This window comes from Streptococcus infantis (assembly GCF_021497965.1).
GTDB classification, from domain to species: domain Bacteria; phylum Bacillota; class Bacilli; order Lactobacillales; family Streptococcaceae; genus Streptococcus; species Streptococcus infantis_B.
The window spans coordinates 630,391-656,995 of sequence record NZ_CP046525.1 but is presented as its reverse complement, the minus strand read 5'-3'; the positions used below and the strand labels follow the sequence as shown (position 1 = coordinate 656,995).

The window sequence follows — 26,605 nt, the reverse complement described above, 5'->3', positions numbered from 1 at the left end:
TCTCCTTTTTATTTTTTAAAAAATTTACTTGCAACACGAATGGCAGACAAACCAGCACTAGTCTTTAAAGTTTTTGAACCTGCAGATGAAGCTTTTTTACTCAAGACACGAGCTTGCTCATTTAGATCAGAAACAGAAACAGAAAGATCTGCAACTGCTGTAAAGAGTGGATCAATGGTTGCAACTTTGACATTGATATCGTCAGCAAGAACATTGACCTTTGCAAGTAGTTCGTTTGTGTGATGTAGAGTAACATTTACATCTGAAGTTAAGGTTTTAACAGTCGTTTCAGTTTCATCGATTACACGACCAACTTTTTGAAGGGTAATAATCAGATAAACTAAGAATACAACCAAGGCAATTGCCACAATGATATAAGCAACTTCTAACATTTTAATTCTCCTTTTTCACATTATAAAATGGTGCTTTTTTTCGATTTTGATAAACGATAATATAAATTCCAAGTCCAATTAATAGAACTGACAACCATTGAGATACTCGAAGTCCAAAGAACATGAGACTATCTGTTCGCATACCTTCAATGATCATACGTCCAAATCCATACCAAATTAGATAGAAGGCAGTGATATAACCACGACGAATACTCTTTAATCGACGTCTAAAAATAATAATCAACGTAAACCCAATGAGATTCCAGATAGATTCATAAAGGAAGGTTGGTTGTCGATAGGAGCCATCGATATACATCTGATTCTTAATAAAACCAGGTAGGTAATCAAGATTTTCAACAACTGCTCCGTAGGCTTCCTGGTTAAAGAAATTCCCCCAACGTCCAAGGCTCTGAGCAATCATAACGCTTGGAGCAGCAATATCCAAGAAATCCCATGTGTTGATTAATCTACGATCAGCAAAGAAATAGAGTACGATTGCTCCGGTGATTAAACCGCCGTATATGGCAAGACCTCCATTCCAAATGGCAAAAATCTCTCCCATATGCTGACTATAGTAGTCAAATCTAAAAATGACATAATAAAGTCGAGCACCAATGATAGCTAAAGGAAAAGCAATTAAAATAAAGTCTAAAATGTCATCGGATAAGATGTTCTTTTTTGGTGCTTCTTTACTTGCAAGATAGACTGCTAAAATAAGACCTGAAACGATGCAGAGTGCATACCATCTAATACCCAAAGGACCAATTTGAAAAGCAACTGGATCAATCATTCTTCATCTCGTTCCTTTCAATTAGTTTTGTCAATCGTTCTTCAAAGAGGCGTGTCGCATCAAAGCCCATCTCCTTCGAACGATAATTCATTGCAGCCGCCTCGATAACGACAGAGATATTACGTCCTGTTTTTACTGGGATACGAATACGTGGAATAGAAACACCTGAGATTTCCAATTCTTCCGCATTATTCCCCAAACGGTCAAAGACCTTATCAGTATCGTAATTTTCTAAATAGACAGCCAATTGAACTTGTGAAGAATCCTTAACGGCACTAGCCCCATAAAGGCTCATGATATCAATAATACCAACGCCGCGAATTTCTAACAAATGCTTCAAGATTTCTGCTGGCTCACCCCAAAGTGTCATCTCGTCTTTAGCATAGATATCCACGCGATCATCTGCGACTAGACGATGTCCGCGTTTGACCAACTCAAGTCCGGTCTCACTCTTACCGATACCACTATCACCTTGAATCAGAACACCCATACCATAGATATCCATCAAAACACCATGCACACTTGCGCGTTCGGCCAAACGAGAGTCCAAGTAACTTGATAGTTCACCAGATAGACGACTGGTTGCAGTACGACTTGTTAAAATAGCGATTTTACATTCTCTAGCAGCCTTTAGCATTTCTTCTGGAACTACTAAACCACGCGAAACAATAACTGCAGGTGTTTCTGGTTGAAATAATTTCTTCAAAACCTGGTAGCGGTTGTGAGAAGACATGCTAATGAGATAGGACCACTCCTTCATTCCCAACAATTGGATACGTTCTGGAGTATAGTAATCAAAATAGCCCGTCATTTCGAGACCTGGTCGACAAATATCGCCCGTATTTATTTCCTTTTCAAGTAATTCTGGCTCACCATAGACAATGTCTAGTCTGAGTTTATCAATTACTTCTTTGACTAAAACCGACATATTTTTCTCCTTCAATAAGGTTCTCCTACTATTATATCAGATTGTAGAAATAAGTTTATGTTTTTAACAGTCTTTACGCTATTTATTTAGGAAGAACTCTTTAAAAGATTTAACCTATCGAAAAAGAGATTAAACAACAAACTGTTATTTAATCCCTTCTTTAAAATCTATTCGACAAAGTGATTAGTTAGAAGCTTTGTCATCACTAACTGGAACTGATTTTTCCTCACTAGTTTGGGTAGCATCTGTTGTAGGTTCAAAAGCTTCTCTAAGCGATGAATCTTTTGAAGTTGTTTCTTCTACACTCGTCGTTGTGGTAGTCACTCCATTTGAACGCCATCTACCATCACTAGCGACTTTATAGCCATCAGGTGTAATTCCATCACGAAGCATTTCACCACTTGGTTTGAAATAATACCAGTCCCCTTTTTCTTGAATCCAACCAACTTGCATTTCACCTGCAATATTAAAGTAATAGTTATCTCCAGAGATTTCATGGATACCAGTAAGCATTTTTCCAGAATCACCATCTAGGAAGAACCATTTGCCAGAATATTTAAACCAACCAGTTTCCATGGCTCCAGATTCTTTATGATAGTACCAATCTTTGCCGTCAAATACCCATCCGGTTTCCATAGCTCCAGATTGGTTAAAGCTATATTTGACACCATCAATTTCCTGTCTACCGGTCACCATAACGCCGTCATTTTGATTCAAGTAGTACCACTTACCTGCAGATTTTATCCAACCTTTTTTCTGCTCACCACTTGATGCATAATAGTACCATTTATCATCTTCTTGTTTCCAGCCAGTAACCATAGCACCACTAGCCTTAAAGCTATATTGTTGTCCATCGATTTCTTTGGTTCCTGTAACCATCTCTCCATCTTTCGAATCAAGATAGTACCAATCACCAGCATATTTAATCCAGCCTTTTTTCAGTTCACCACTTGATGCATAATAGTACCATTTGTCATCTGTTTGTTTCCAGCCAGTAACCATAGCACCACTATCTTTAAAGCTATATTGTTGCCCATCGATTTCTTTGGTTCCTGTAACCATCTCTCCATCTTTCAGTTCGAGATAGTACCAGTCATTGTTGTATTTAAGCCAGCCTTTTTTCTGATCGCCACTAGATGTATAATAGTACCATTTGCCATCAAACTGTTCCCAACCAGTTGCCATGACGCCTCCATCATTAAAGCGATAGAGTTTGCCGTCAATTTTATTTGAACCAGTGAACATTTCTCCAGTTTTAGGATCTAGATAATACCATTTACCTGCATCATTGAGCCAACCACGTTTCATTTCACCTGAAGCGCTAAAGTAATACCATTTTTGGTGCGTATATTGCCAATAAGTTCCCATTTCTCCGGCTTCATTGAAATAGTACATCTTTCCATCAATTTCTTTGAAACCAATGGTCATTTTTTTATTTTCATCTAGGTAATACCATTTATTACCGATTTTATTCCAGGATGATGCTCTTAGTTCATTTGAAAGCGCACCTGTATCATCAAAGACCAGAGTTGCTCCATTCACTGTTCTGGTACCAGTTTGCATAATCCCTTTTTCGTCAAAGTAATAGGTCTTACCGTCAATGATTGCTAACTCCGACTCTTTTCGATATCCTTTAGAATCCACATAATACCATTGCTTGTCAATTTGAAGCCATTTGGAAGTTTGTAACTTCCCATCTTTATCCATATATAAAGACTTAAGAGTACCTTCGTCATCAAAATCTTGAAGCCATTTATCTTGTTGCAGATGTCCTTTCCCATTGAAGAAGTATTTTGCTCCATCAATTGTATGCCAACCTGTTGCCATCTGATCATCAGCGAAATAATACTTCTTATATCCATCTTCAGTGATCCAACGTGAATTCGTATTCGGAATATCTGGGAATTCTTGAGAAATATTATTAATGCCATCTGTTTTTATATCAAAAACAGTCGCATCTTTCTTATCACTTGAAGCATGAACAACTTGGACATTCATCTGTTTCAATTTATCTCTCGTTGCTTGGACATTTATATCCAATCCTGTTGTTTGCACAACAATAGATGGGGAAAGATTATTAAGAAAATTAATGCTGTTTGAAACTTTTCCGTCAAGGTGATGGTTCCATTTCATTAAATCGACTTTCCCAATTTGTGGGCCTAAGCGATCTTCAGCTCCATAAACGTTATCAAGATCCCCACCCAGATAAATTTTCTTCCCATTTACTGTAACTACAGCAACAATAGAATTGGGATTGTCATCATATACTTTCTTTAATTTCCCATCTGGGCCATATTCATTTTTGTAGTTATACAACTGAATATCCATATCACCCAATTTGAAATGACTATCATTATCTGAGATATCTTGAATAAGATTAACGCCATATTTTCTAGCGGCATTCAGTGCATTATTATAGTTAAAAAGATTATCCCACAAGCCCCATTGAGTGGAAATTCGATCATCCGAATATCGTTTTAGATAAAATTTATCAACCTTATATTTTTTTAGAACTTCATCAGCTCCACCAATATGGTCACTATGGACATGCGTTCCAAGCATAAAGTCCAACTTCTTAACACCTACATGGTCAAGATGACGGAAAAGTCGATCTTCAATTGCATAGACATTTGAAGTAATAATACCCGATCTTAATGGATAAAGCGGATCGCTCCCATCTGGAAAGTCATAGTCTTCACCCATATCTATCAACGCATAATGCCCGTTACTTTCAAGTAAAATGGCATCAGTCCCTGGACTTCCTTTGGTATTAATGAAATGAATCCGATTGACGTCGGACCGCGAAGTTGTGTCCGCCTCTACTCTCGCGCCGACACTAAGAAACAAAAATGCTCCTAAAGCGACTGCGACTTTTGTTTTTCTCATGATAAAGCCCTCTCAGATTTTTTCTACTGATATTTTTAATTATACCAAAAAAACAAGAAAAAAGGGGGGGTAAAATACAAAATGTCATTTTTACTGCGCCAAATGACTTTAGCAACACTGTTTCAGATTAATTGATGAGTTTTAATTTTCTTTTATCAGTAAATCTATTCTCAAAAATTGACTTTTAATAGTTTTTGTCAGCACCTATATCTAGCAGTTTTCCTATACTTCTGTCAGTATGTTTTTAATTTCCTCAACGAGGATACTTTCTCAACGTCAACATTTTAACTTTATATAAAACACATAACTACAATCAAAAAGCTTCCAAGTTTAGAATATCTGTTTAACACTGAATTAACAATCTTCACTGTGATTTTACTCTTTGTGATTAGCAAAAAAAGACTAGATAAGTCTAGTCTTTCATTTCAAATTAGAATTTTTTACGTTTACGAGCTGCTTCTGATTTACGTTTACGTTTTACAGAAGGTTTTTCATAGAATTCACGTTTGCGTGTTTCTTGAAGAGTACCAGCTTTAGTAACCGCACGTTTGAAACGACGAAGTGCATCGTCAAGAGATTCATTCTTACGTACTACTGTTTTAGACATTATTTTCACTCCCTTCAAGTTCAAGATCTATTCTATTTTACATGTATTGATGAAAATTGTCAAGAAAAATAGTGCATTTCATTATTTTTCATTGACAAATAAAAAGGACCCTAAAGTCCTTTTTATTAACTATCTTTTTCTAAACTCAATTATTTAGAAAATTTCTTTTTCATAACGAGACTACCTGCCAAGATAGATACACCAGCAATTACTAATGCAATACCTGTAGACTCACCAGTATATGGAAGACCTGGCTTATCTTCTGTAGTAGTTGTCTCAGATACTTCTGGTTTTGAAGTGGTTGTTGATGTTGTCGTTGACTCTTCTGTTGTTGTAGTCGTTGATGTTGTCGTCGACTCTTCTGTCGTTGTAGTCGTTGATGTTGTCGTCGGCGCTTCTGTCGTTGTTGTCGTTGATGTTGTCGTCGACGCTTCTGTCGTTGTAGTCGTTGATGTTGTCGTCGGCGCTTCTGTCGTTGTTGTCGTTGATGTTGTCATCGGAGCTTCCGTCGTTGTAGTCGTTGTGGTTGTTGTCGGCGCTTCTGTCGTTGTTGTCGTTGTGGTTGTTGTCGGCGCTTCTGTCGTTGTTGTCGTTGTGGTTGTTGTCGGCGCTTCTGTCGTTGTTGTCGTTGTGGTTGTTGTCGGCGCTTCTGTCGTTGTTGTCGTTGATGTTGTCGTCGGCGCTTCTGTCGTTGTTGTCGTTGTGGTTGTTGTCGGCGCTTCTGTCGTTGTTGTCGTTGTGGTTGTTGTCGGCGCTTCTGTTGTGGTTGTCGTAGTTGTGGTTTGTTCTTTTGGATTGACGATTGTTTTTGTAACTGATTTATCAGCTCCAAAATCTGTTGCATTCACTTCTGTGTCTGCTGTATTTATCACATACCCCTTTGGTGCTTCAACTTCAGTTAAGATATACTTGTCTTTCAAAAGGCCAGTTACTGTAATTTTCCCTTCAGCATCTGTGGTAAACTCACCAATCACTTGATTATTAGCTTGTCGTACAACTTTAAACTTAGCCCCCGCTAGTGGTTGGTTCGTTTCATCTACTTTATGGATATTAATCGAGAAGACATATCCAATACCTGAACCACCTGCTATCTGAGCAACGGTAGTTTGAGTCGCATTTTCCAAAGTTTTTTCTTTTGCTTTTAAAACAGCATCATTATCTAATTTTTCACCATCTGCAAATGCATAATTTGCTTGAACATTATATTCAATACGGTATTGATCAGCTTCAGTGATATCTCCAAGTTGAATAACAAATGATCGACCATCTTCACTAACTGTAACAGTATGTTGATTAGTTACATCTGTTTTATCGTTAAATTCCCATTCTCCATTTACATAGTTGAATTTCCCTTTATAAATATGAATACTATCTTTGATGTAAGATGCGTTAGAGAACTTCAATGCGTCTTCAACTATTGCATCTTTATAACTCTCTTTTGTCTGGTTGATTGAAATGGAATAAGAAAGAATTCTTTGTTCTTCATTACTTATCCATCCAGTTTTTGAGAACAACTCTGGTTTGGCTTCTCCAACTCCAGTAAAATTCACCTTACCGGCATTATATACTTTACCATTGATAGTAATTTGAACAGGAATTTCTCCTTTTTCAGGATTCTTTTGAAAGTCCACTCGAGTATAGACAAAGAAAGAACCACTGGTGTCAGAGTGCTTTTCAGCATAATCAGTATAGGTTAAGATGATATGTTTTTTAGTTTCATCAATTTTACCAGTTGCGATGAGATTATTAGTTGCTGTATCTCGAATTTCAAAGTTTTGTGATTCTATATAAAGAGCATCTGAAACATCAATAGTAGTTGTATCACCGGCTTTAACATCTTTACCTGATAAATCAAAGTTTGCGTTTAATCTGAATGTAACCCATTGTGGCAGGTCCCCATCAAGATTTCCACCTTTATTATTTGTGATGTTAAGCGAAGTAATCGCATCTACAGACTTACTAGAACCAGTCAACTCTGATACTTCGGCAGAAGCCTTTGTTAAAGTAAGAGAAATTATGACTGTTAATAAACACATGATGATAGAAAAAAATCCAATTTTTTTCATATTCATTTCTATCTGTCTCCTTTGTTTCTAATTAGTTATTATTTAATGTTTATTGTAGCAATATTTATTTTAAAAGTCTAGTTTTATAATTGAAATAATTTGAATTATTTACTAAAAAATTGTTATTATAAAATTACTGTATATAAAGATTGCTTTTTTTCTTATTTTTATACTTTTTAAAAAACAATATAACAATTTCTTAAATGTTTTCAACAAAAAAGCCATCCCAACTTTATTAGATGAATGGCTTTTAGATTAACTTATTTCTTTAATAAACTTAGTGCTTCTGCATCCGCAATAATAGTCACATCCGAATGATTTTGCAAACTACTTGCTGGTAGATTTTCAGTCACTGGACCTTCAACAGTTCCGGCAATAGCTTCTGCTTTTGATGGGCCATAAGCGAAGAGAAGAATAGATTTGGCATCTAAGATATTTTTAATACCCATTGAAATAGCTTGTGTTGGTACGTCTTCGATTTTATCAAAGAAACGAGCATTAGCCTCAATGGTAGACTGATCAAGGTCTACAAGATGAGTTTGGCTATCGAACGGAGTTCCTGGTTCGTTAAATCCAATGTGACCATTTCGACCAATTCCCAAGATTTGCAAATCAACCGGATGATCAGCAAGAATTTGATTATAGCGTTCTACTTCTTCTTCTGCATTGTCTTTAACTCCACGAGGCAAAAAGCTTTCTTTAAATGGCTTTTTATTGAACAGATGTTCTTGCATGAAATAACGATAAGATTGAGGATTATCTCCATCTAATCCTACATATTCGTCCAAGTTGACACTTGTAAGATTTGAAAAATCAAGGTCACTCTCTACGATTTCTCTGTAGAACTCAAGTGGACTGCTACCTGTCGCAAGTCCTAATGTTTGAGCACCCTTTGCTAACTTTTCTTTTAAAATTTCAAAAGCTACTTTTCCACCTTCTTCAGGATTTTTTACTTGAATAACTTTCATAATTGTTCCTCCACATTTCTTTACTTCATTATATGGTATAGACCAATTTTTGTCAAGTGTAAACGGTTTAATATTTTAAATTTTATTGGATAAAGTTAAGTAAAAAAAGAAGACTAAACTAGTCTTCTCTTTTAAAACTGTCAGAATGAATTAGTCTTCTTTTTTCTTTCTTGACAAAGCATAACCGGCAGTAGCTAAACCAATAAGTGCTGAATAAGTCATGAATGATTGATCAGCTGAACTAGTATTTGGTAATACTCTCTCTGAATCTTTTTGATTAGTTTCTGATTTTGACTCTGACTTAAACTCTAGCTTTGGTTCTGGTTTTGGTTCTGGCTTAGGCTCTGGTTTTGGCTCTGGTTTTGGCTCTGGTTTTGGTTCCGGCTTAGGCTCTGGTTTTGGTTCTGGTTTTGGTTCCGGCTTAGGCTCTGGTTTTGGTTCTGGTTTTGGTTCCGGCTTAGGCTCTGGTTTTGGTTCTGGTTTTGGTTCCGGCTTAGGCTCTGGTTTTGGTTGTGGTTTTTCATCTTTCTTGATAACCACAACATTTTTATTCCATTCAACAACTGGTTTTTCTGTTTCTTTCTTAACAGGATCCTTCACCAACTCAGGTGTTTCTGGTTTAACCGGTTCACTTGGTAAGACAGGTACTGTTTTATATTCTGGTTCTGTCGGTGGAACTGGTTTTTCTTTAACAGTTGGTACTTCTGTCAATTCTGGTTTTTCAGGTTTAACTGGAGGTGTTGGTTCTGTTGGTTTAACTGGCTCTTCACCTGGATCTTGAGGGAAGCCAACGTTTGAGTTGATAGAGAACCAATAGAGAGTTGCTTCGCCTGTTGCGTTAGCACCTTTTGCTGTAAATTCAAGATGACCATCTTTCAAAATAACAGCACCACCACCATAGTAAAGGTAAGGGCTCTTAGGATCATCCCAACCCTTAGTTTCACTTGAAGAGTCTGCATTAAATGTAGCACCTTGAGCCATGTATTGATTTTGTTCTTTAGCAGATACTTCTTTTGTCGATGAATCTTGGTCTACACTTGAATTTGGAAGTTTAATAAACTCTTTGTCACCAATGTTTACAGACTCAATGTGAGGAGTATCTTGGTGTTTCATTTTTGGTGTGTATCTCAAAACACCTGATTTAGCGTCTACAGTGTAAGAACCGATAACGTCTGATTTATCACCGAATGTGTAATCTTCAGTACCAACTGAGTGACCATTTCCGCCACCAGATGCATTCACTGTTGTAGCATCAACTACTGTTTCTTCAGTTACTTTGAAGGCATCAGCATCCCATGTTGCTTTTTGAGCAACAATTTTCAAAGGATTATCAGCATTGATATCAACTTCTGCACTACCGAAGTCAGCTTTACCGCTTTTCACAACAACGTCTGCACCATCAAGTTTTGGTTCACTTCCATCTGAATATGGATCCCAAGTTCCACGAACTGTATTGCCTTCGCTATCTTTAGCTTCAACAACTAGAGGACGAGGTTTGTCATTTTCTACATAAGATGCACCATTCCAGTGGTTAAGTGAGTTAAGGGCAAGGATTGCATTGTGTTGTGACAAATCAATCAATTGGTCATTTTCATCGTAAAACTCAATATCAACACCAACAGTTACTGGGTTTTCAGTATCTGTTGAGCTACCAATTGTCATTGTAACTGCTGGATCGTTATAAATTTGAACGATTCCTTTTCCATCTGATGATGGAAGGCTCTTCACTTCGTATTTATAAACAACTTTTGCAATACGTTTTTCTTCGCTACCTTTTACAATTTTAGCTTGAGTAAGTCCTGTGTATGTCACATCAAATTTGTCTCCGACTTTTACAAGACCCCACTCAATTTCATTGTTGGCATATGGATTTGTAGCTGTCAAATCAGAATCTTGAAGATTCTTTGTTTCATACATCTTAGTAGCTTTACCATCACCGTACATACGAGATTGACCTTCTTTTGTCAAGTAATTTGTTAATCCAGTTGTTTGGTGTGTAATTTTAGTTGTTTCACCATCAGTAAGTTCTTCAGAGAGGAATGTCAAATCTTGTTTGTATTTCTCAGGATTTCCGCCACGCTCTGCAACCATCTTATTAAAGGCATCTTTAGCGTCATCGTATTGTGCTTTTTTCTTGTTGTAAATTTCGAGCTCAATCAAGTAAGCAGCTTGTGCTTCATCATAAGCAGCTTTTTTAGTCTTGTAGTCAGCTAATTTAGCTTCATATTCTGCTTGAGCTAATTTATTGCTTTCAGTAGCTTCTTGATTTGCTGTTACAGATGCATTGTATGCTGCAAGTGCTGTGTTATATTCTTCAAGAGCTTTTTCATAAGCAACACGTGCCTCTTCATTACTCTGTTCTACTGCTGTTTTTTCTGCTGATTTTTCAGTCAATTCTTTTTTATAAGCAGTAAGTTTTTCGTTGTAAGCTTCAAGCTCTTTATCGTAGTTTGCTTGTGCAGCAGCGTTTTTAGCATCAACTTCAGCTTTTTCTTTTTCGTAAGCTTCTTGATTTGCTGCTACTTCAGCTTTATAATCAGCTACAGTTTTATTAATATCAGTAACTTGTTTTTCGTAATCTTTAGCAGCAGCTTCCTCTGAATCTTGCTTTTTAGTCTCAGTTTCTTTAACTTCAAGACCTTCATTTGTGGCAGCAGTTTTAGCTTCTTCCAACTTCTCTGGAACCGCAACTTCTTTTGTTTCTTCTCCAGCTACTGTTGTAGTTGAAGTAACAGGTGTCGTTACTGATGAAGTTTCATCGGCTGATACAGTGGCAATACCTGAAGCAGCAATCACTGTTGCGACTGCAACAGAACCAAAAGCAACTGAGGTTTTTCTCAAGGCATACTTAATCGTTTTATTATTCTTTAACGATGACATGACAATTCCTTCTTTTATTTAAGATTTAAAACATTCTCAAGAAAAAGATTTGATTCTTAAAAACATACTAATTTTATCAAAAAAAATATGTGATTTCAATAATTTTTATTTTCTTTCAATAAAATTTCATAGACATTTAAAAATAATAAAAAGGCCTTGCTCTTACGAGCAAAGCCTCTTCATTTTAGAGCTAAAATCGTTAGTTCATCGCTAAATGAATTCGATTTTGTATATTTTATTCTTCACGTTTTTTACGTTTTACAACCAAACCTAGACCTACAAGACCAAGCGCAGCACCAAGTGCGGCAACTCCAGATTTAGATTGTTCACCAGTATTTGGCAACTCAGGACCTTTAGGTTTTTCTGGTGTTGGTGGTGTTGGTGGTGTTGGCGGTGTTGGTGGTGTTGGCGGTGTTGGCGGTGTTGGCGGCGTTGGTGGTGTTGGCGGCGTTGGTGGTGTTGGTGGTGTTGGTGGTGTTGGCGGTGTTGGTGGTGTTGGTGGTGTTGGTGGTGTTGGTGGTGTTGGCGGTGTTGGTGGTGTTGGCGGTGTTGGCGGCGTTGGCGGCGTTGGCGGTGTTGGCGGTGTTGGCGGTGTTGGCGGCGTTGGTGGTGTTGGCGGCGTTGGCGGCGTTGGCGGTGTTGGTGGTGTTGGCGGTGTTGGCGGCGTTGGTGGTGTTGGTGGTGTTGGTGGTGTTGGTGGTGTTGGTGGTGTTGGTGGTGTTACCTTGTTGTTAAACTCAGTATCTTCAGGCATTTGTGAAGTAAGGGTCAACACTTTACCATCCTTAGTTACAGTAACTCCAACAGTCACTACCATCTTGTCATACTCAACTCCAGCCTCTGTACCTTTCACTTCTTCTACATGATAGATATGAGTGCCTTCTTGACCACGTTTGAACTCAAGAGCTGAGAACTTGATCTTACCTTCTGAATCGTTGCTTACAGTTTCAATTACGTTGCCATCTTTGTCTTTCAATACGAAGCTGAATTCTCCAGCTTTCAACGCACGACCTTCCAATTTCTTAGTGAAGTTGAATTCAACTTTAACTGGAATATTTACAACACGTTTTTCAGTTGGTTTTTCTGGTTTTTCAACTGATTTCTTAGTTGGATCGTATTGGTGAACAATTTGTGAAGCTGTATTTTCAATATCTACACCTTCCTTAGCAGTGTCCTTGATACGTGCAAGAATATCAAACTTATAGTAACGACCAAACGCTAGCTTAGTAGTATCAATTACTTGTGTATCTTCCGCATCACCGAGTGATTTAGTCAAATCAACCTTAGACGTAGCAGTAATAACACCATCTTCAACCTTGATATCGAACTTGTCAGTCACATCAGCTCCAGTTACTGAATCGTAAGCCTTAATTTCAGATACATTAACATCCAAGTTTTCGTTGTCATATTTATCTGTAATTCCTACAGATTGAATATTGTGACCTTCTTTGAATTTAGTTGTATCCAACCATACTTGGTAAACAACCTTATCACCTTTATGGAGTGTTTGTGTATTGATATTTTGCTTTTCATTATTATCAACATTGTCCACATATGGATCTTTGTTGGTATCAGCTACTTTATCAGTCAACTCTTTATCATCATCCAGAAGTTTAGTTCCAGTAATATCAAATTTTTCTTCATTAAGGATGTATTTTTCTGGGTTAAACTCAGGAGTTTCTGGTGGAGTCACACGGTTGTTAAATTCTTTATCCGCAGGTTCTGTCACGTTTGTGATCAAGGCTTTCGCAGTACCGTCATGAGATACTGTTACAGTTACTTCTGCTTTCATTGTATCGTATGATACAGTTGCGTCTGTACCCTTAACCTCTGTTACAGTGTACTTGTAAGTACCTTCTTGACCCTTCTTGTATTTAAGGGCAGTAACAGTTTCACCAGCTTTATTAGTGTAATCTACTGGATCAAACTTGATCTTGCCAGCTGCATCGTTGGTTGCAGTCGCAATCACAACATTGTCGCTGTCTTTCAACTCGAATGTGAATTCGTTAGCTTTCAGTTCACGACCTTCCAATTTCTTAGTGAAGTTAAATTCTACTGAGATTGGAACACTGTTGACACGTTTTTCAGTTGGTTTGTTTGGTTTTTCAACAGTCTTGCTTACTGGGTTGTAGTAGTTAACGACTTGTGCTGCCTTGTTTTCAATATCTGCACCAGCTACGACATCGTCTTTCACTGTTGCTGGGATATCGAACTTGTAGTAACGTCCGAATTCGAATTTAGTTGTATCGATCACTTGTGTGTTTTCAGCGTCGCCAAGTGACTTCGTGAAGCCATCTTTCAGGTTAGCTGTCAGAACACCATTGTTATCAGAGATATCGAATTTCGTCGTAACGTCTGCACCAGTAACGGAATCGTAAACCTTGATATCTGAAGCATTAACAGTCAATTTATCCTTGTCGTAGTTATCTGTGATTCCTACTGTTTGGATATTGTCTTTGTTGTTTGCGTCAAATTTAGTTGTATCCAACCATACTTGATAGTAAAGTTTTTGACCACGTTCAACTGGTTTCGTATTCAAATTTTCATCTTCGTTGTTGTTAGTTGTATCCACATATGGGTTTGTATTTGTTTCACCATATTTATCTGTCAACTCAGAATCGTCATCAGCGAGCTTAGTACCTGTAATATCGAATTTCGCTTTAGAAACAACGTATTTCTCTGGTTGGAACTTAGGCTCTTCTGGAGGGCGAACTGTGTTATTAAATTCTTTATCGGCAATATCTCCGACCTTAGCAACTAAAGCTTTAGCTGTACCATCATGAGAAACAGTGACTGTTACAACAGCCTTCATATTGTCATACGTAACGGTTGAGTCTGTACCAGCAACTTCTACTACTTTGTAACGGTAAACACCGAGATCATTGTTTGTGTATTTAAGGCTAGTGAATTTAATCTTACCATCCTTATCATTAGTTGCTGTTTCAAGAACATTGAATTCATCATCGTCTAACAATTGGAAAGTAAACTCATTCGCTTTCAATTGACGACCTGCAAGAGCTTTCTTGAAGTCAAGTTCAATTTGAATTGGGACGTTGTTTACACGTTTTTCAGTTGGTTTGCTTGGTTTTTCAACTTTTTTAGTCGTTGGGTTGTAGTAGTTTACTACTTGAGCCGCACTATTCTCGATGTCTACACCACCAGGAACATCAGCTTTCACTGTTGTTGGGATATCGAACTTGTAGTAACGTCCGAATTCGAATTTAGTTGTATCGATCACTTGTGTGTTTTCTGCGTCACCAAGTGACTTCGTGAAGCCATCTTTAAGGGTTGCAGTAATCACACCATCATTTACAGCGATATCGAATTTATTGGTTACTTCTGCACCTGTTACAGAGTCGTAGGCTTTGATGTCAGCTGCATTAAGATTTAATTTAGCTTCATCATAGTTATCTGAGATACCAACTGTTTGGATGTTGTCCTTGTTAGCAGCATCAAATTTAGTTGTATCCAACCATACTTGGTAAACTAATTTAGAACCACGTTCAACAGTCTTAGTATTTAAGTTTTCCACTTCATTATTGATGGTATTATCCGCGTATGGATTCGCGTTTGTTTCACCATATTTATCTGTCAACTCAGAATCGTCATCAATGAGCTTATCACCAGTGATATCGTATTTCTCTTTAGAAACAACGTATTTCTCTGGTTGGAACTTAGGTTCTTCTGGAGGAGTAACTGTATTGTTGAACTCTTTATCAGCAGCATCTGTTACGTTGGCAACAATTGCCTTTGCGGTACCATCATGTGATACAACTACTTTAACAGTAGCAACCATTGTGTCATAATTGACAGTTGCATCTGCACCAGGAGTTTCTTCTACTGTGTAGTTGTATGTCTTACCAAGATCATCGCGACCGAACTCGAGAGTCTTGAAGACAACATTACCAGCAGCATCATTCTTCACGCGTTCAACTTCAACGCCGTCTTTCTTTAATACGAATTCGAATTCGTTGGCTTGAAGTTCACGACCATCCAAACGTTTAGTGAAGTTCATTTCCACTGGAACTGGAACGCTGTTGACACGTTTTTGTGTTGGTTTTTCAGGTTTTTCAACTGTCTTACTTACTGGGTTGTAAACGTGAACTGTTTGGTTGGCTGTATTTTCAATATCAGCACCAGCTTTAACAGATTCTTTCACAGTTGCTGGAATATCAAATTTATAGTAACGTCCAAATTCGAACTCAGTTGTGTCGATAACAGGAGCATGCACTTTATCTTTGATAAATTCATCTTTTGAAGTTGCAGTAATCGTACCATTTTCAACTTTGATGTCGAATTTATTGGTTACTTCTGCACCAGTTACTGAATCATATGCTTTAATATCCGCTGCATTGACGTCCAATTTATCAGCGTCGTATGTATCAGATACACCAACGTATTGGATGTTATTTGCTTCAGTGAATTTAGTAGTATCAAGCCATACTTGGTAAACTAATTTAGAACCACGTTTAACTGTCTTGGTATTCAAGTTTTCTGGTTCGTTGTTAGTGGTCTTGTCTACATATGGATCTGCATTTGTTTCAGTGTATTCATTTGCCAACTCGTCGTCGTCGTTCATCAACTTGTTGCCAGTAATATCATATTTCTCTTTAGAAACGACAAATTTTTCTGGTTGGAATTCAGGTGTTGCTGGAGGATTGACTTTGTTGTTGAATTCAGTATCTTCTTGAGTGTCAGTTGATTCCCCAGCAGCATTCTTACCACCTGTTGAAGCAATATCTGTAACAGTTGTTAAGGTATGGCCATTTTTAGCAACTTTTACACGGACAAATGCTTTCATGGTATCGTATGTCATACCAAATTCTTTATCTGCATCAGCTGGGATAACTTCCTCAACAGAGTATGAGTGGGTACCAATTTTAGTATTGTCATATGACAATTCAGTAAAGGTCACATTTCCTTCTTCATCATTCTTAACTGTTTCAATAACATTACCATCTTGATCTTTGAGAACAAAGCTGAATTCACCAGCTTTTAACTTACGACCGGCTAATTTTTTAGTAAAGTCAAATCTTGTAACAACTGGAGCAACAACATAGTTATTGAAGATTTTATCATCATTACTTGCGCTAAATCCACCTTCTGAACTGTATTTAACTGTAGCTTCCAAGTCACCCTGAGTGTTCTCAGTTACATTGACAGTCATGGTAACTGTCATTGAATCGTAATCTACATTTGCATCAGAGCCCTTCTGTTCAGTGATCTTGTATTTATAAGTACCAACTTTGTTAAAGGAAAGCTTGCTGAATGTAGCTTTTCCATCTTTATTGCTAACTGTTTCTTCATGTTTGTCAGGTGTACTTTTCTCTTCTGTTAATTTGAATGTAAACTCACCGTCTGTCAAGACACGTCCGTCCAATTGTTTTTCAACTTCCGGAGTCACTTCAACTGGATTTTGTTTGACGTAGTAATAAATTGGTTGTTTGTATGGTGTTAATGAGTTGAGCAAGTCAACGTTTGTACCGATACCGTTTACTCCACGAACCAATTGTTCGTTTGGAGAAAGGTGACCAATCTTATCTCCTAAGAATGGTACAAAGACTGTTTTCTTAGGTGTATATCCAGCAGCTGTTTGGAAGTCAAATGGAACTTCTTTACCGTTTGGATAGTTTACACCTTTACTATCTGTGAAAGCAATTGTGTTAAGAGGTGATTTCTTAACAACTAAATCTTCTTTATTGTAATCACCTGGTTTAATAGGCTTCGTTTCTGCTAGCAACATGTAGCCGTCAGTGCTCAATGTACCATCAGAACGTTTGCTTTGTTGTTTTGGATCAAGAAGATAAACACGAACAACTACAGATCCATCTTCACCTACGATTTCTTTAATCCGTTTAATTCCTGCACGCTCAGCGTCCATAAATTTAGTACCGACTTTGTATGGGCGACTTACATAACCAGATGTTGTATCTGAATCTGCCGTTTGGTACAATTTGTAGCCATCAAATTGACGCTCACCAGATGCTGTGAAGTTTTGTCCTTCCATAGCTTTAGTGGTATATCTAGCCAAATCTTCTTCATTGCCATTTGGAACGTAGTCTTGAACAGTTTTATCTGTTTTATTGGCGTTAAATGTCGCATTGTTTTTATCAACTACTCTATAGTAAGTTGTTTTATTAATTGCTTCTGGGATTTTAGCGTTTGAGTCGGTAATTGTACGACCATTATAAGCAGGTTCTACAACGTTAATAATATCTGTTGATGTACGAGCAGCATATACAGCATCGTATAATTTTTTCTCATCTGGAGTAAGGTTGTGACCAGGAGCGACTAAAGCTTGGATACTCGCGCCAACTTCATAACCGTATTGTAGGAATGGTTGAGCTGGTTCAGCTTTACTAGCAGGTGTCCCTTTATCATAATCTACTTGATAAGTTAACTCTCCCTTTGATGCAGTAGCAGTAGTTGTAAATTTTTGAATACCACTTGATGAAGTAATAGTTCTAGTTTCTACTACATTACCAGTCGTTTTATCAATCAATTCAACAACTGTATCTGTAGAATCATCAAATCTCTTATAAGCACGAGAGTAATATTTTGTGTTGTAACGTTCGTTGAAGCGAGTAAGGTCTACAATACTGTATGTATAGTAATCACCTTCTTTTCTTGCATAACCAGAAGGAACAGTTTGTGACTCAACCTTAGCTCCATTTGGATTCTGTATAGTTGGATCAACTGTTTCACCATCTTTTAGATAGGTACTAACACTGACTGGTTTAGAGTTGTGATCTCCAGAAACTGCATCTTCCGTTGTAGCACGACGATTACGAACTTTAGGTTTATCACCTTCTGAAATAGCTGGCTTAGTTTCTTCAGCTTTTTCAACCGGCTTAGCAGTTTCCTTATTAGCAACCTCAGTCTCAGTTGAAGCAGGTTTTACCTCTGATGCTTTTTCTGAAGTAGTCGCTTCAGATTTAGCTTCTTCTACTTTAGACTCAGAAGTAGGTTTTGCTTCTTCTACTTTATTTTCTTCAGCAAGCTCAGCTGTTGCAACATTTGCTACAATATCTTGTTCTTTTTTAGAGGAATCCTCACTGCTGACATCCTTTTTCACCAACTCAGTTTTTTCTTCAGAAGCTGGTTGTGTAGGAAGCTCAGAAGCTTGAACTGCACCACCATTAGCCATCAAAAAGCTAAGAGTTGTCCCTAAAAATACAGATGCAACACCTACCTTATATTTTCGCAAAGAAAAACGTTGTTGTTCCTTTCTTATCATATGGATAAGTTCTCCTTTATATATTTTACTAACAGAAGGTAATATTTCTACAAATCTTGTACCCTATGCACAATAATTGAAAGCTAGAATTTACCCACTTTAGCATTTCTATCATATCAAAAAATAAATATTAATTCAATTAATTATATACTCTGGAAAACGCTTTCTTATGGATTTTAACAGTATTTTTAGCTATCTATAATTTATAATATATATTTACATGTATGCATAAATCAGTCCTTATATACAAGATTTTTTATTTAATAATCTTTTCATTTATTATATTTCTTTTTCTAAATATTTCAATTTGATTACATTTTAATGATTGTGAAAACCTTATCATTGTTTTCATAAATAAAAAAAGATTCTCCAAAGAGAATCTTATTTTTTAAATCGCTTCTGTGACAAAACTTCTGCTTTCTAATACTTTTAGCATGGCATCTGCTGTATCCAAAGCTGTAAAGAGAGGCACCCCATGTTCGATGGCAGATCGACGGATTTGTTCTCCGTCTTCGTCGGCTGTCCGTTTGGTACCGACAGTATTGATGATTGCTTGAATTTTTCCTTTGCGGACGTAGCTTGGGATATCGTGTTCATCATGACCGATTTTACCAACAAGTTGAGTCTGTAATCCATGACTTGCAAAGAACTCCGCTGTTCCTGCAGTTGCAAGGATTCCGTAACCAATATTTTGGAAACGACGCGCTAAATCTAAAGCTTCTTCTTTTGCATCGTCTGCGATGGTAAAGACAACGTTCCCAAAGGTTGGCAAGTGGAGGTATGAAGCTTCAAAAGCTTTATAGAGGGCTTTTTCTAGAGTGGTATCAGACCCCATAACTTCCCCTGTTGACTTCATTTCAGGACCAAGAAGGCTGTCTACCTTAGCTAGTTTGGTAAAGGAGAAGACTGGTGCCTTGATATGGACGCGAGTACTTTCTGGGTAAAGTCCATCTTGGTAACCAAGTTCTTCGAGACTTTGACCAAGAATCAACTTAGTCGCTACCTGTGCCATAGGGATATTGGTTACTTTTGAAAGGAACGGTACGGTACGGCTAGCACGAGGGTTTACTTCAATGACGTATACTTTCTCATCCTTGATAACAAACTGAATGTTCATCATACCAAGACAGTTGAGGCCAATTGCAAGACGCTTAGTGTAATCTGCAATCGTTTCTTGCACCTTTTGAGACAAGGTTTGTGGAGGGTAAACAGCCATGGAGTCACCTGAGTGGACACCAGCACGTTCGATATGTTCCATGATACCTGGAATGAGAAAATTTTGTCCGTCTGAGATGGCATCAACTTCACATTCTTGTCCAACGATATAAGAGTCGACAAGAACTGGATGGTCTGGGCTTGCCTTAACGGCTGTACGCATGTAAGAACGAAGGTCTTCTTCGTTCTCTACGATTTCCATAGCACGTCCACCCAAAACATATGAAGGACGAACAAGGACTGGGAAACCAATCTTACGAGCTGCAAGCACCGCTTCTTCTTCATTGGTTGCTGTTTGTCCAGGAGGTTGTGGAATATCCAAGTCTTTGAGGGCTTGTTCGAAGAGGTCACGGTCTTCGGCACGGTCTAGGTCAGCGACTTGTGTACCAAGAATGGTCACACCAGCTTTGGCTAAAGGCTCAGCAAGGTTGATAGCTGTTTGACCACCAAATTGAACGATAACACCTTTTGGTTGCTCTAAATCGATAACATTCATAACATCTTCGAACGTTAATGGTTCAAAGTAGAGTTTATCAGATACAGAGAAGTCTGTTGAAACTGTCTCTGGGTTTGAGTTCATGATGATAGCTTCATAGCCAGCAGCTTGGATTGCCTTAACAGAGTGAACAGTTGCGTAGTCAAACTCAACCCCTTGACCGATACGGATTGGACCAGAACCTAGGACAAGTACAGATTCCTTATCTGACTTAATAGATTCATTTTCCCAACCATAAGTAGAATAGAAATATGGAGTTTCTGATTCAAATTCTGCCGCACAAGTATCCACCATCTTGTAAACTGGAACAATCTTATTTTCCAAACGAAGTTGGCGAACTTGGTCAGCTGTAGTGTTCCAGAGTTCAGCAATTTTACGATCTGAGAAACCATTGAGTTTTGCTGTTTTTAGGACTGCTAGATCTTGTGGATGAGAACCCAATTCTTGCTCAATTTCAAAGATATGCAAGAGTTTATCAAGATAGAAGATATCAATCTTAGTCAAGTCAGCAATCTCTTCTGGTGTATAACCACGACGAATGGCTTCAGATACGTAGAAAAGACGGTCATCTTGAGCTTTGACAACTTTTTCAATCAAGGCATCATCTGAGACTTCTGCAAGTTCAGGCATTTCATTGTGGTGAACTCCAATTTCAAGAGAACGACAAGCCTTAAGAAGTGATTCCTCGATGTTACGACCGATAGCCATAACTTCTCCAGTTGCCTTCATCTGAGTACCAAGACGACGTTCACCCTTTTCAAACTTGTCAAATGGGAAGCGTGGAATCTTTGCAACCACATAGTCAAGGGCTGGTTCAAACATAGCATAAGTTGAACCTGTAACAGGGTTAATAACCTCATCCAATGTCAATCCTACTGCAATCTTAGCAGCCAATTTAGCGATTGGGTAACCTGTCGCCTTAGAAGCAAGGGCAGAAGAACGAGATACACGAGGATTTACTTCGATGACATAATACTTAAAGCTGTGCGGATCCAGAGCTAATTGAACGTTACATCCACCTTCAATCTTGAGAGCGCGGATAATGCTCAAACTTGCATCACGAAGCATTTGGTTTTCATAATCTGACATGGTTTGCGCTGGAGCAAATACAATGGAATCCCCTGTGTGGATCCCAACTGGGTCAAAGTTTTCCATGTTACATACAACAAGGGCATTGTCAGCTGAGTCACGCATGACTTCATACTCAATTTCCTTGAAACCAGCAATGGAACGTTCAATCAAACACTGGGTAACAGGTGACAACTTCAAACCATTTTCAGCAATCTCTCGCAATTCTGCTTCGTTGGCACACATACCACCACCAGTACCACCTAGAGTAAAGGCAGGACGGACGATAACTGGGTATCCAATCGTCGCAGCAAAGGCAACAGCTTCTTCAACTGTATTTACAATTTCTGATTCTGGAATCGGTTGCTTCAATTCTTCCATCAATTGTTTAAAGAGATCACGGTCCTCCGCTTGATCAATGGCAGACAATTTAGTACCGAGAAGTTCTACTCCCAATTCATCAAGAATACCGTTTTTAGACAATTCCATTGCCATGTTAAGCCCTGTTTGACCTCCAAGAGTTGGAAGCAAAGCATCTGGACGTTCCTTGCGGAGAATACGAGTCACAAACTCAAGTGTGATTGGTTCGATGTAAACCTTGTCTGCAATTTCTTTATCAGTCATGATGGTCGCAGGGTTTGAGTTTACCAAGACAACCTCGTAACCTTCCTCTTTCAAAGACAAGCAAGCCTGGGTTCCAGCATAGTCAAACTCAGCAGCTTGACCAATAATAATTGGACCAGAACCAATCACCATAATTTTTTGAATATCAGTACGTTTAGGCATTTATAAGATATTAAGGGCGTCAAGCGGACAAAGCTAAAATAGGAGTTATGACGAAGAACTGTCAGTTCTAGAAATAACTATCTTTTTAGCACCGTCCGTAGCCCGTATTCAGTTCAGCAAATACGGACCACCCTTCTCCTTTCTATTCGTCGCCTCACAGGGCGACATTAAATAAATTCTCCGACGATTTCACACTCGTCATTAATTTGTTTGTTTGAAGGCTTCCATCATCTCGATGAATTCATCAAATAGATAACTTGCATCATGAGGACCAGGAGCTGCGTCTGGGTGAAATTGCACAGAGAAACCTGGTTGGTATCTGTGGCGTACCCCTTCAACTGACTTATCATTAATTTCTTCATGGGTGATAATCAAGTGCTCTGGTAAATCCTCACGGCTAACGGCGTAACCATGGTTTTGACTAGTAAAGTCCACTCGCCCAGTTGCAATTTCTCGAACTGCATGGTTAAAGCCACGGTGACCAAACTTCATCTTGTAAGTCTTTGCACCATTTGCCATTGCAAAGAGCTGGTGACCCATACAAATACCAAAGATTGGAATTTTGCCTAGAATCCCACGAATCATGTCGAGCGCTTCTGGAACATCTTCTGGATTCCCCGGACCGTTTGATAACATAACTCCGTCAGGATTCAAATGTAGGATTTCCTCAGCCGTAGTTGTGTATGGAACTACAGTCACGTTACAATCACGTTTTGAAAGTTCTCGTAAAATAGAATGCTTAAGACCAAAGTCTACTAGAACAACACTCAAACCAACTCCTGGAGCTGGATAAGAAGTCTTGGTAGAAACTTGTCTGATATTATCAGTCGGTAAAACAGTCGCTTTAAGTTGATCAGCAACATGATCCATACTGTCTCCAGCGTGTGTCAAGGTTGCTCGCATGGTTCCATGTTTACGGATAATCTTTGTAAGCGCACGTGTATCAATTCCTGAAATACCAGGAATTTTCTTAGCTTTCAAGAACTCATCCAGCGTCATTTGATTCCGCCAGTTACTTGCTCTACGTGCCTCTTCGAAAACTACAACACCCTTACAAGTTGGGCTAATAGATTCGTAATCATCACGGTTAATCCCATAATTCCCCACCAATGGATAAGTGAAGGTCAAGATTTGCCCATTATAAGACTGGTCTGTAATGGATTCTTGATAGCCTGTCATCCCTGTATTAAAGACGATTTCCCCTGTTACATCAATATCTGCACCGAAGGCTTTACCTTCAAAAACTGTGCCATCTTCTAAAACTAGAAGTCGTTTTGTCATATTCTCACCTCTCGTGGACGCTCACTGGCGTCTTTTAACGTTTTGTGTCTTATTTGGCTTTTCTACTTGCCAATACGGATTCTAAGATTGCCATTCGAACAAAGACTCCATTGGTCATTTGTTGGACAATGCGTGATTTTGGAGCTTCAACCAAGTGGTCAGCAATTTCTACATCCCGATTTACTGGAGCAGGATGCATAATGATTGCTTCTTCTTTTAAGCGATTGTAGCGTTCTTGGTTCAAGCCATGTTGCGCATGATAGCCTTCTTTTGAAAAGACGGCTCCACTCTCGTGACGTTCATGTTGAACCCGAAGCAACATCAAAACATCCACCTGGTCAACAATCTCATCAATGGTAACAAACTGTCCATAGTCCGCAAATTCTTGGCTTCTCCATTCCTCAGGTCCTGCAAAGTAAAGTTCAGCTCCCAAGCGTTTCAAAATCTGCATATTGGATTTGGCAACACGTGAATGATCCAAGTCTCCAGCAATCGCGACCTTGAGTCCTTCAAAATGTCCGAATTCTTCGTAAATTGTCATTAAATCAAGCAGACTCTGACTAGGATGTTGCCCTGAACCGTCGCCACCGTTGATAATCGAAGTCGTGATCGTCGGACTCGCAATCAATTCTCTGTAGTAATCAACTTCAGGGTGACGAATAACGCAGACATCTACACCAAGCGCTGACAAAGTCAGGATGGTATCATAGAGTGTCTCACCCTTGTTGACTGAACTTGTCTTTACATCAAAGTCAAGTCGTTCCAATCCTAGTTTAATCTCTGCAACTTCGAACGATTTATGCGTTCTTGTCGAATTTTCAAAGAAAAGATTGGAAACAATGGGATGGTCTTCGTAAGGCAACTGAGCTCCATTCTTAAACTCAATCCCTCGTTTAATCAATTTCATAACCTGATCCACAGTGAGATCTTCCATGGACACCACATGTTTCAGTACTTGTTGATTTTCTGACATGGCTACTCCTTTAGCTATTAAGCTTCTTCAGTAATCAAAACTCTATCTTGGCCATCAAGTTCTGTCATCTCAACGATGATTTCTTCAGAACGACTGGTTGGAATATTTTTCCCAACGTAATCTGGTCGAATTGGCAATTCTCTGTGTCCACGGTCAACTAACACCGCAAGACTCACGCGCGCTGGGCGACCATGTCCGACAATGTTATCGATAGCAGCTCGAATTGTACGACCTGTATAGAGCACATCATCCACCAAGATGACTTCGCGATCTGTCACATCGACAGAAATCAATGAAGTATCCTCACCACTCTTAACATCGTCACGGAAAGGTTTAGTATCTAATTCTACAACGGGAACAGAGATATTTTCCAATTGTTCCAAGCGTTCTTGAATACGGTGAGCAATAAAGACACCACGTGTTTTGATACCCGCTAAAATGATTTTATTCAAATCTTTGTTGCGTTCGATGATTTCATAAGTGATACGCGTAATTGCTCGCTTGACGGTTAATTCGTCTACAACTTCTTTTGTCTTCATGACAAACCTCCAAAAAGAAAAGTCTCCTTTTTCAAGGAGACTTGAGAATGTATAACTAAGCGAGCCTTACTGTAAACAGTAAAGACTTACCCTTCTACTTAATCCAGCTCCTTGCCTGCCTCACGGGACAGGTTTAAAGGAATATTTTATTGTCCTTACTATATCACAAAGCCTAGTTCAAAGCAAGTAAAAACATTCAATACGCGACCTTATAAAGAACTAAAATCGTACAATTGTGGATAGTGTTCGCATTCTGGATTTTTTGGATGACAGATGGCACGGCCAAAGTAAATCATAGCCTGATGGGCTGCCAACCATTCTTCCGGTGGTAAGACATCCATGACACGTTTTTCAACTTCAAGTGGCGTAGCTGATTTTTTAACAATATCATGGTGTTTGCAGATACGTTCTACGTGAGTATCAACTGCAAAAGCTGGAATACCGAAACCTACACTCAAAACTACGTTAGCTGTTTTACGGCCAACTCCTGCCAAACTCTCTAATTCTTCCCTAGTCTGAGGGACTTGGCCATCAAAATCGTCTAGTAACTGCTGGGCACATTTTTTAAGAAACTTAGCCTTATTGCGATAGAGACCTAGACGAGAAATATGTTTAGCAATTTCACTCTCACTTGCATCTGTCATAGCTTGAGGCGTTGGAAAAGCTGCAAAGAGACCTGGTGTAGCCTTGTTGACTGCAGCATCTGTCGTCTGAGCAGATAGCATAACGGCAACCAAAAGCTCAAAATGATTGTGAAAGTCTAGACTAGGTTTTGCATCTGGAAAAAGAGCGATGATTTCTTCAATGACATGACGGGCACGTTTCTTGGATAAAACCATCTACTCATCTCCATCAAACAGTCCTTGTAAACCTGCAAAAGGACTGTTTTCTTCTTTTTTGACTGCTTGTTGGGCTTGATATTCTTCCTCAGACATGATTTGCCAGTCATTTCCGGAAACAAATCCCTGGCCAGCTTCTTCTTCAGCTGTTAAGACTTTGATTGGAATATTGAGCAAGATATTATCAGATACGCTCTCAGAAAGGTCGATTTCACCATTTTCAATCGGTAATACTAAATCATCATCTAGAACTTCTTGGTCCAATTGATTGGTAGCACCTTCCATAAAGACTTCCGTCACTGGATATGATTCTTTCAATTCTACCGGTTCCATGCTACGACTAGAAGCTAGAACGATTGTATAAGATAACTGATAATCTAGGAAAAACATAAGGTCTTCAGACTGGACTTTCCCTACTGCAACAATATTTTTTACATCTAAAATTTCTTGATTACGTTTACGTAAGTCAGCTGCCAAATCTAAATTTTGCTCAAAATGCAAGCCTTCAGGCAACTTACGAATTTCTTGAATATTTAATTTCATACTTCCTCCATAAAGATTTACTCACTTGATTATACCATGAAAAGAGCGCAAGCAAGGCAACTAAACTTTTAAAAAAATCATTCTACATTTTTTAATATATTTATTATGATA

The 26,605-nt window shown here is 38.5% G+C and carries 15 protein-coding genes; all 15 read right to left on the bottom strand.

What is annotated here, in order from left to right:
• Positions 1 to 8 precede the first annotated feature (8 nt).
• The gene (locus tag GOM46_RS03245) at positions 9 to 392 is read right to left on the bottom strand and encodes a DUF948 domain-containing protein (RefSeq protein ID WP_045615599.1); all 384 of its coding nucleotides are present in this window, start codon (positions 390 to 392) and stop codon (positions 9 to 11) included.
• Position 393: 1 nt separating this feature from the next.
• The gene (gene lgt / locus GOM46_RS03240; RefSeq protein WP_235084016.1) at positions 394 to 1,182 is read right to left on the bottom strand and encodes a prolipoprotein diacylglyceryl transferase; all 789 of its coding nucleotides are present in this window, start codon (positions 1,180 to 1,182) and stop codon (positions 394 to 396) included.
• A complete protein-coding gene (gene hprK / locus GOM46_RS03235; RefSeq protein WP_235084015.1) occupies positions 1,175 to 2,110 on the bottom strand; it encodes an HPr(Ser) kinase/phosphatase in 936 nt (311 codons plus the stop codon). The genes lgt and hprK overlap by 8 nt, the downstream gene beginning before the upstream one ends.
• 183 nt (positions 2,111 to 2,293) lie before the next feature.
• Positions 2,294 to 4,996, bottom strand: a complete 2,703-nt coding sequence (locus GOM46_RS03230; RefSeq protein ID WP_235084014.1) for an MBL fold metallo-hydrolase — start codon at positions 4,994 to 4,996, stop codon at positions 2,294 to 2,296.
• A 430-nt stretch (positions 4,997 to 5,426) separates the two neighbouring features.
• A complete protein-coding gene (gene rpsU / locus GOM46_RS03225) occupies positions 5,427 to 5,603 on the bottom strand; it encodes a 30S ribosomal protein S21 (protein ID WP_000048054.1) in 177 nt (58 codons plus the stop codon).
• 149 nt (positions 5,604 to 5,752) lie between these two features.
• Positions 5,753 to 7,675, bottom strand: a complete 1,923-nt coding sequence (locus GOM46_RS03220; protein ID WP_235084013.1) for an LPXTG cell wall anchor domain-containing protein — start codon at positions 7,673 to 7,675, stop codon at positions 5,753 to 5,755.
• 254 nt (positions 7,676 to 7,929) lie between these two features.
• Positions 7,930 to 8,637 carry a glucosamine-6-phosphate deaminase gene (locus GOM46_RS03215; RefSeq protein WP_006150776.1) on the bottom strand — a complete coding sequence of 236 codons (708 nt, stop codon included), beginning with the start codon at positions 8,635 to 8,637 and terminating at the stop codon, positions 7,930 to 7,932.
• A gap of 150 nt (positions 8,638 to 8,787) precedes the next feature.
• Complete coding sequence (locus GOM46_RS03210; protein WP_235084012.1) at positions 8,788 to 11,517, bottom strand: GbpC/Spa domain-containing protein; 2,730 nt, start codon at positions 11,515 to 11,517, stop codon at positions 8,788 to 8,790.
• 235 nt (positions 11,518 to 11,752) lie between these two features.
• Positions 11,753 to 18,754, bottom strand: a complete 7,002-nt coding sequence (locus tag GOM46_RS03205) for a Spy0128 family protein (protein WP_235084011.1) — start codon at positions 18,752 to 18,754, stop codon at positions 11,753 to 11,755.
• A 388-nt stretch (positions 18,755 to 19,142) separates the two neighbouring features.
• A complete protein-coding gene (gene carB, locus GOM46_RS03200) occupies positions 19,143 to 22,319 on the bottom strand; it encodes a carbamoyl-phosphate synthase large subunit (protein WP_235084010.1) in 3,177 nt (1,058 codons plus the stop codon).
• A 201-nt stretch (positions 22,320 to 22,520) separates the two neighbouring features.
• A complete protein-coding gene (locus GOM46_RS03195) occupies positions 22,521 to 23,600 on the bottom strand; it encodes a carbamoyl phosphate synthase small subunit (RefSeq protein WP_006150768.1) in 1,080 nt (359 codons plus the stop codon).
• 49 nt (positions 23,601 to 23,649) lie between these two features.
• Positions 23,650 to 24,573 carry an aspartate carbamoyltransferase catalytic subunit gene (locus tag GOM46_RS03190; RefSeq protein ID WP_235084009.1) on the bottom strand — a complete coding sequence of 308 codons (924 nt, stop codon included), beginning with the start codon at positions 24,571 to 24,573 and terminating at the stop codon, positions 23,650 to 23,652.
• A 17-nt stretch (positions 24,574 to 24,590) separates the two neighbouring features.
• Entirely contained in the window at positions 24,591 to 25,112 is a 522-nt protein-coding gene (pyrR, locus tag GOM46_RS03185) for a bifunctional pyr operon transcriptional regulator/uracil phosphoribosyltransferase PyrR (RefSeq protein WP_000850019.1), read from the bottom strand.
• 209 nt (positions 25,113 to 25,321) lie between these two features.
• Positions 25,322 to 25,951: an endonuclease III gene (gene nth / locus GOM46_RS03180; protein ID WP_235084008.1), complete on the bottom strand. Its 630-nt coding sequence runs from the start codon at positions 25,949 to 25,951 to the stop codon at positions 25,322 to 25,324.
• Positions 25,952 to 26,494, bottom strand: a complete 543-nt coding sequence (locus tag GOM46_RS03175) for a YceD family protein (RefSeq protein ID WP_235084007.1) — start codon at positions 26,492 to 26,494, stop codon at positions 25,952 to 25,954.
• Positions 26,495 to 26,605 lie beyond the last annotated feature (111 nt).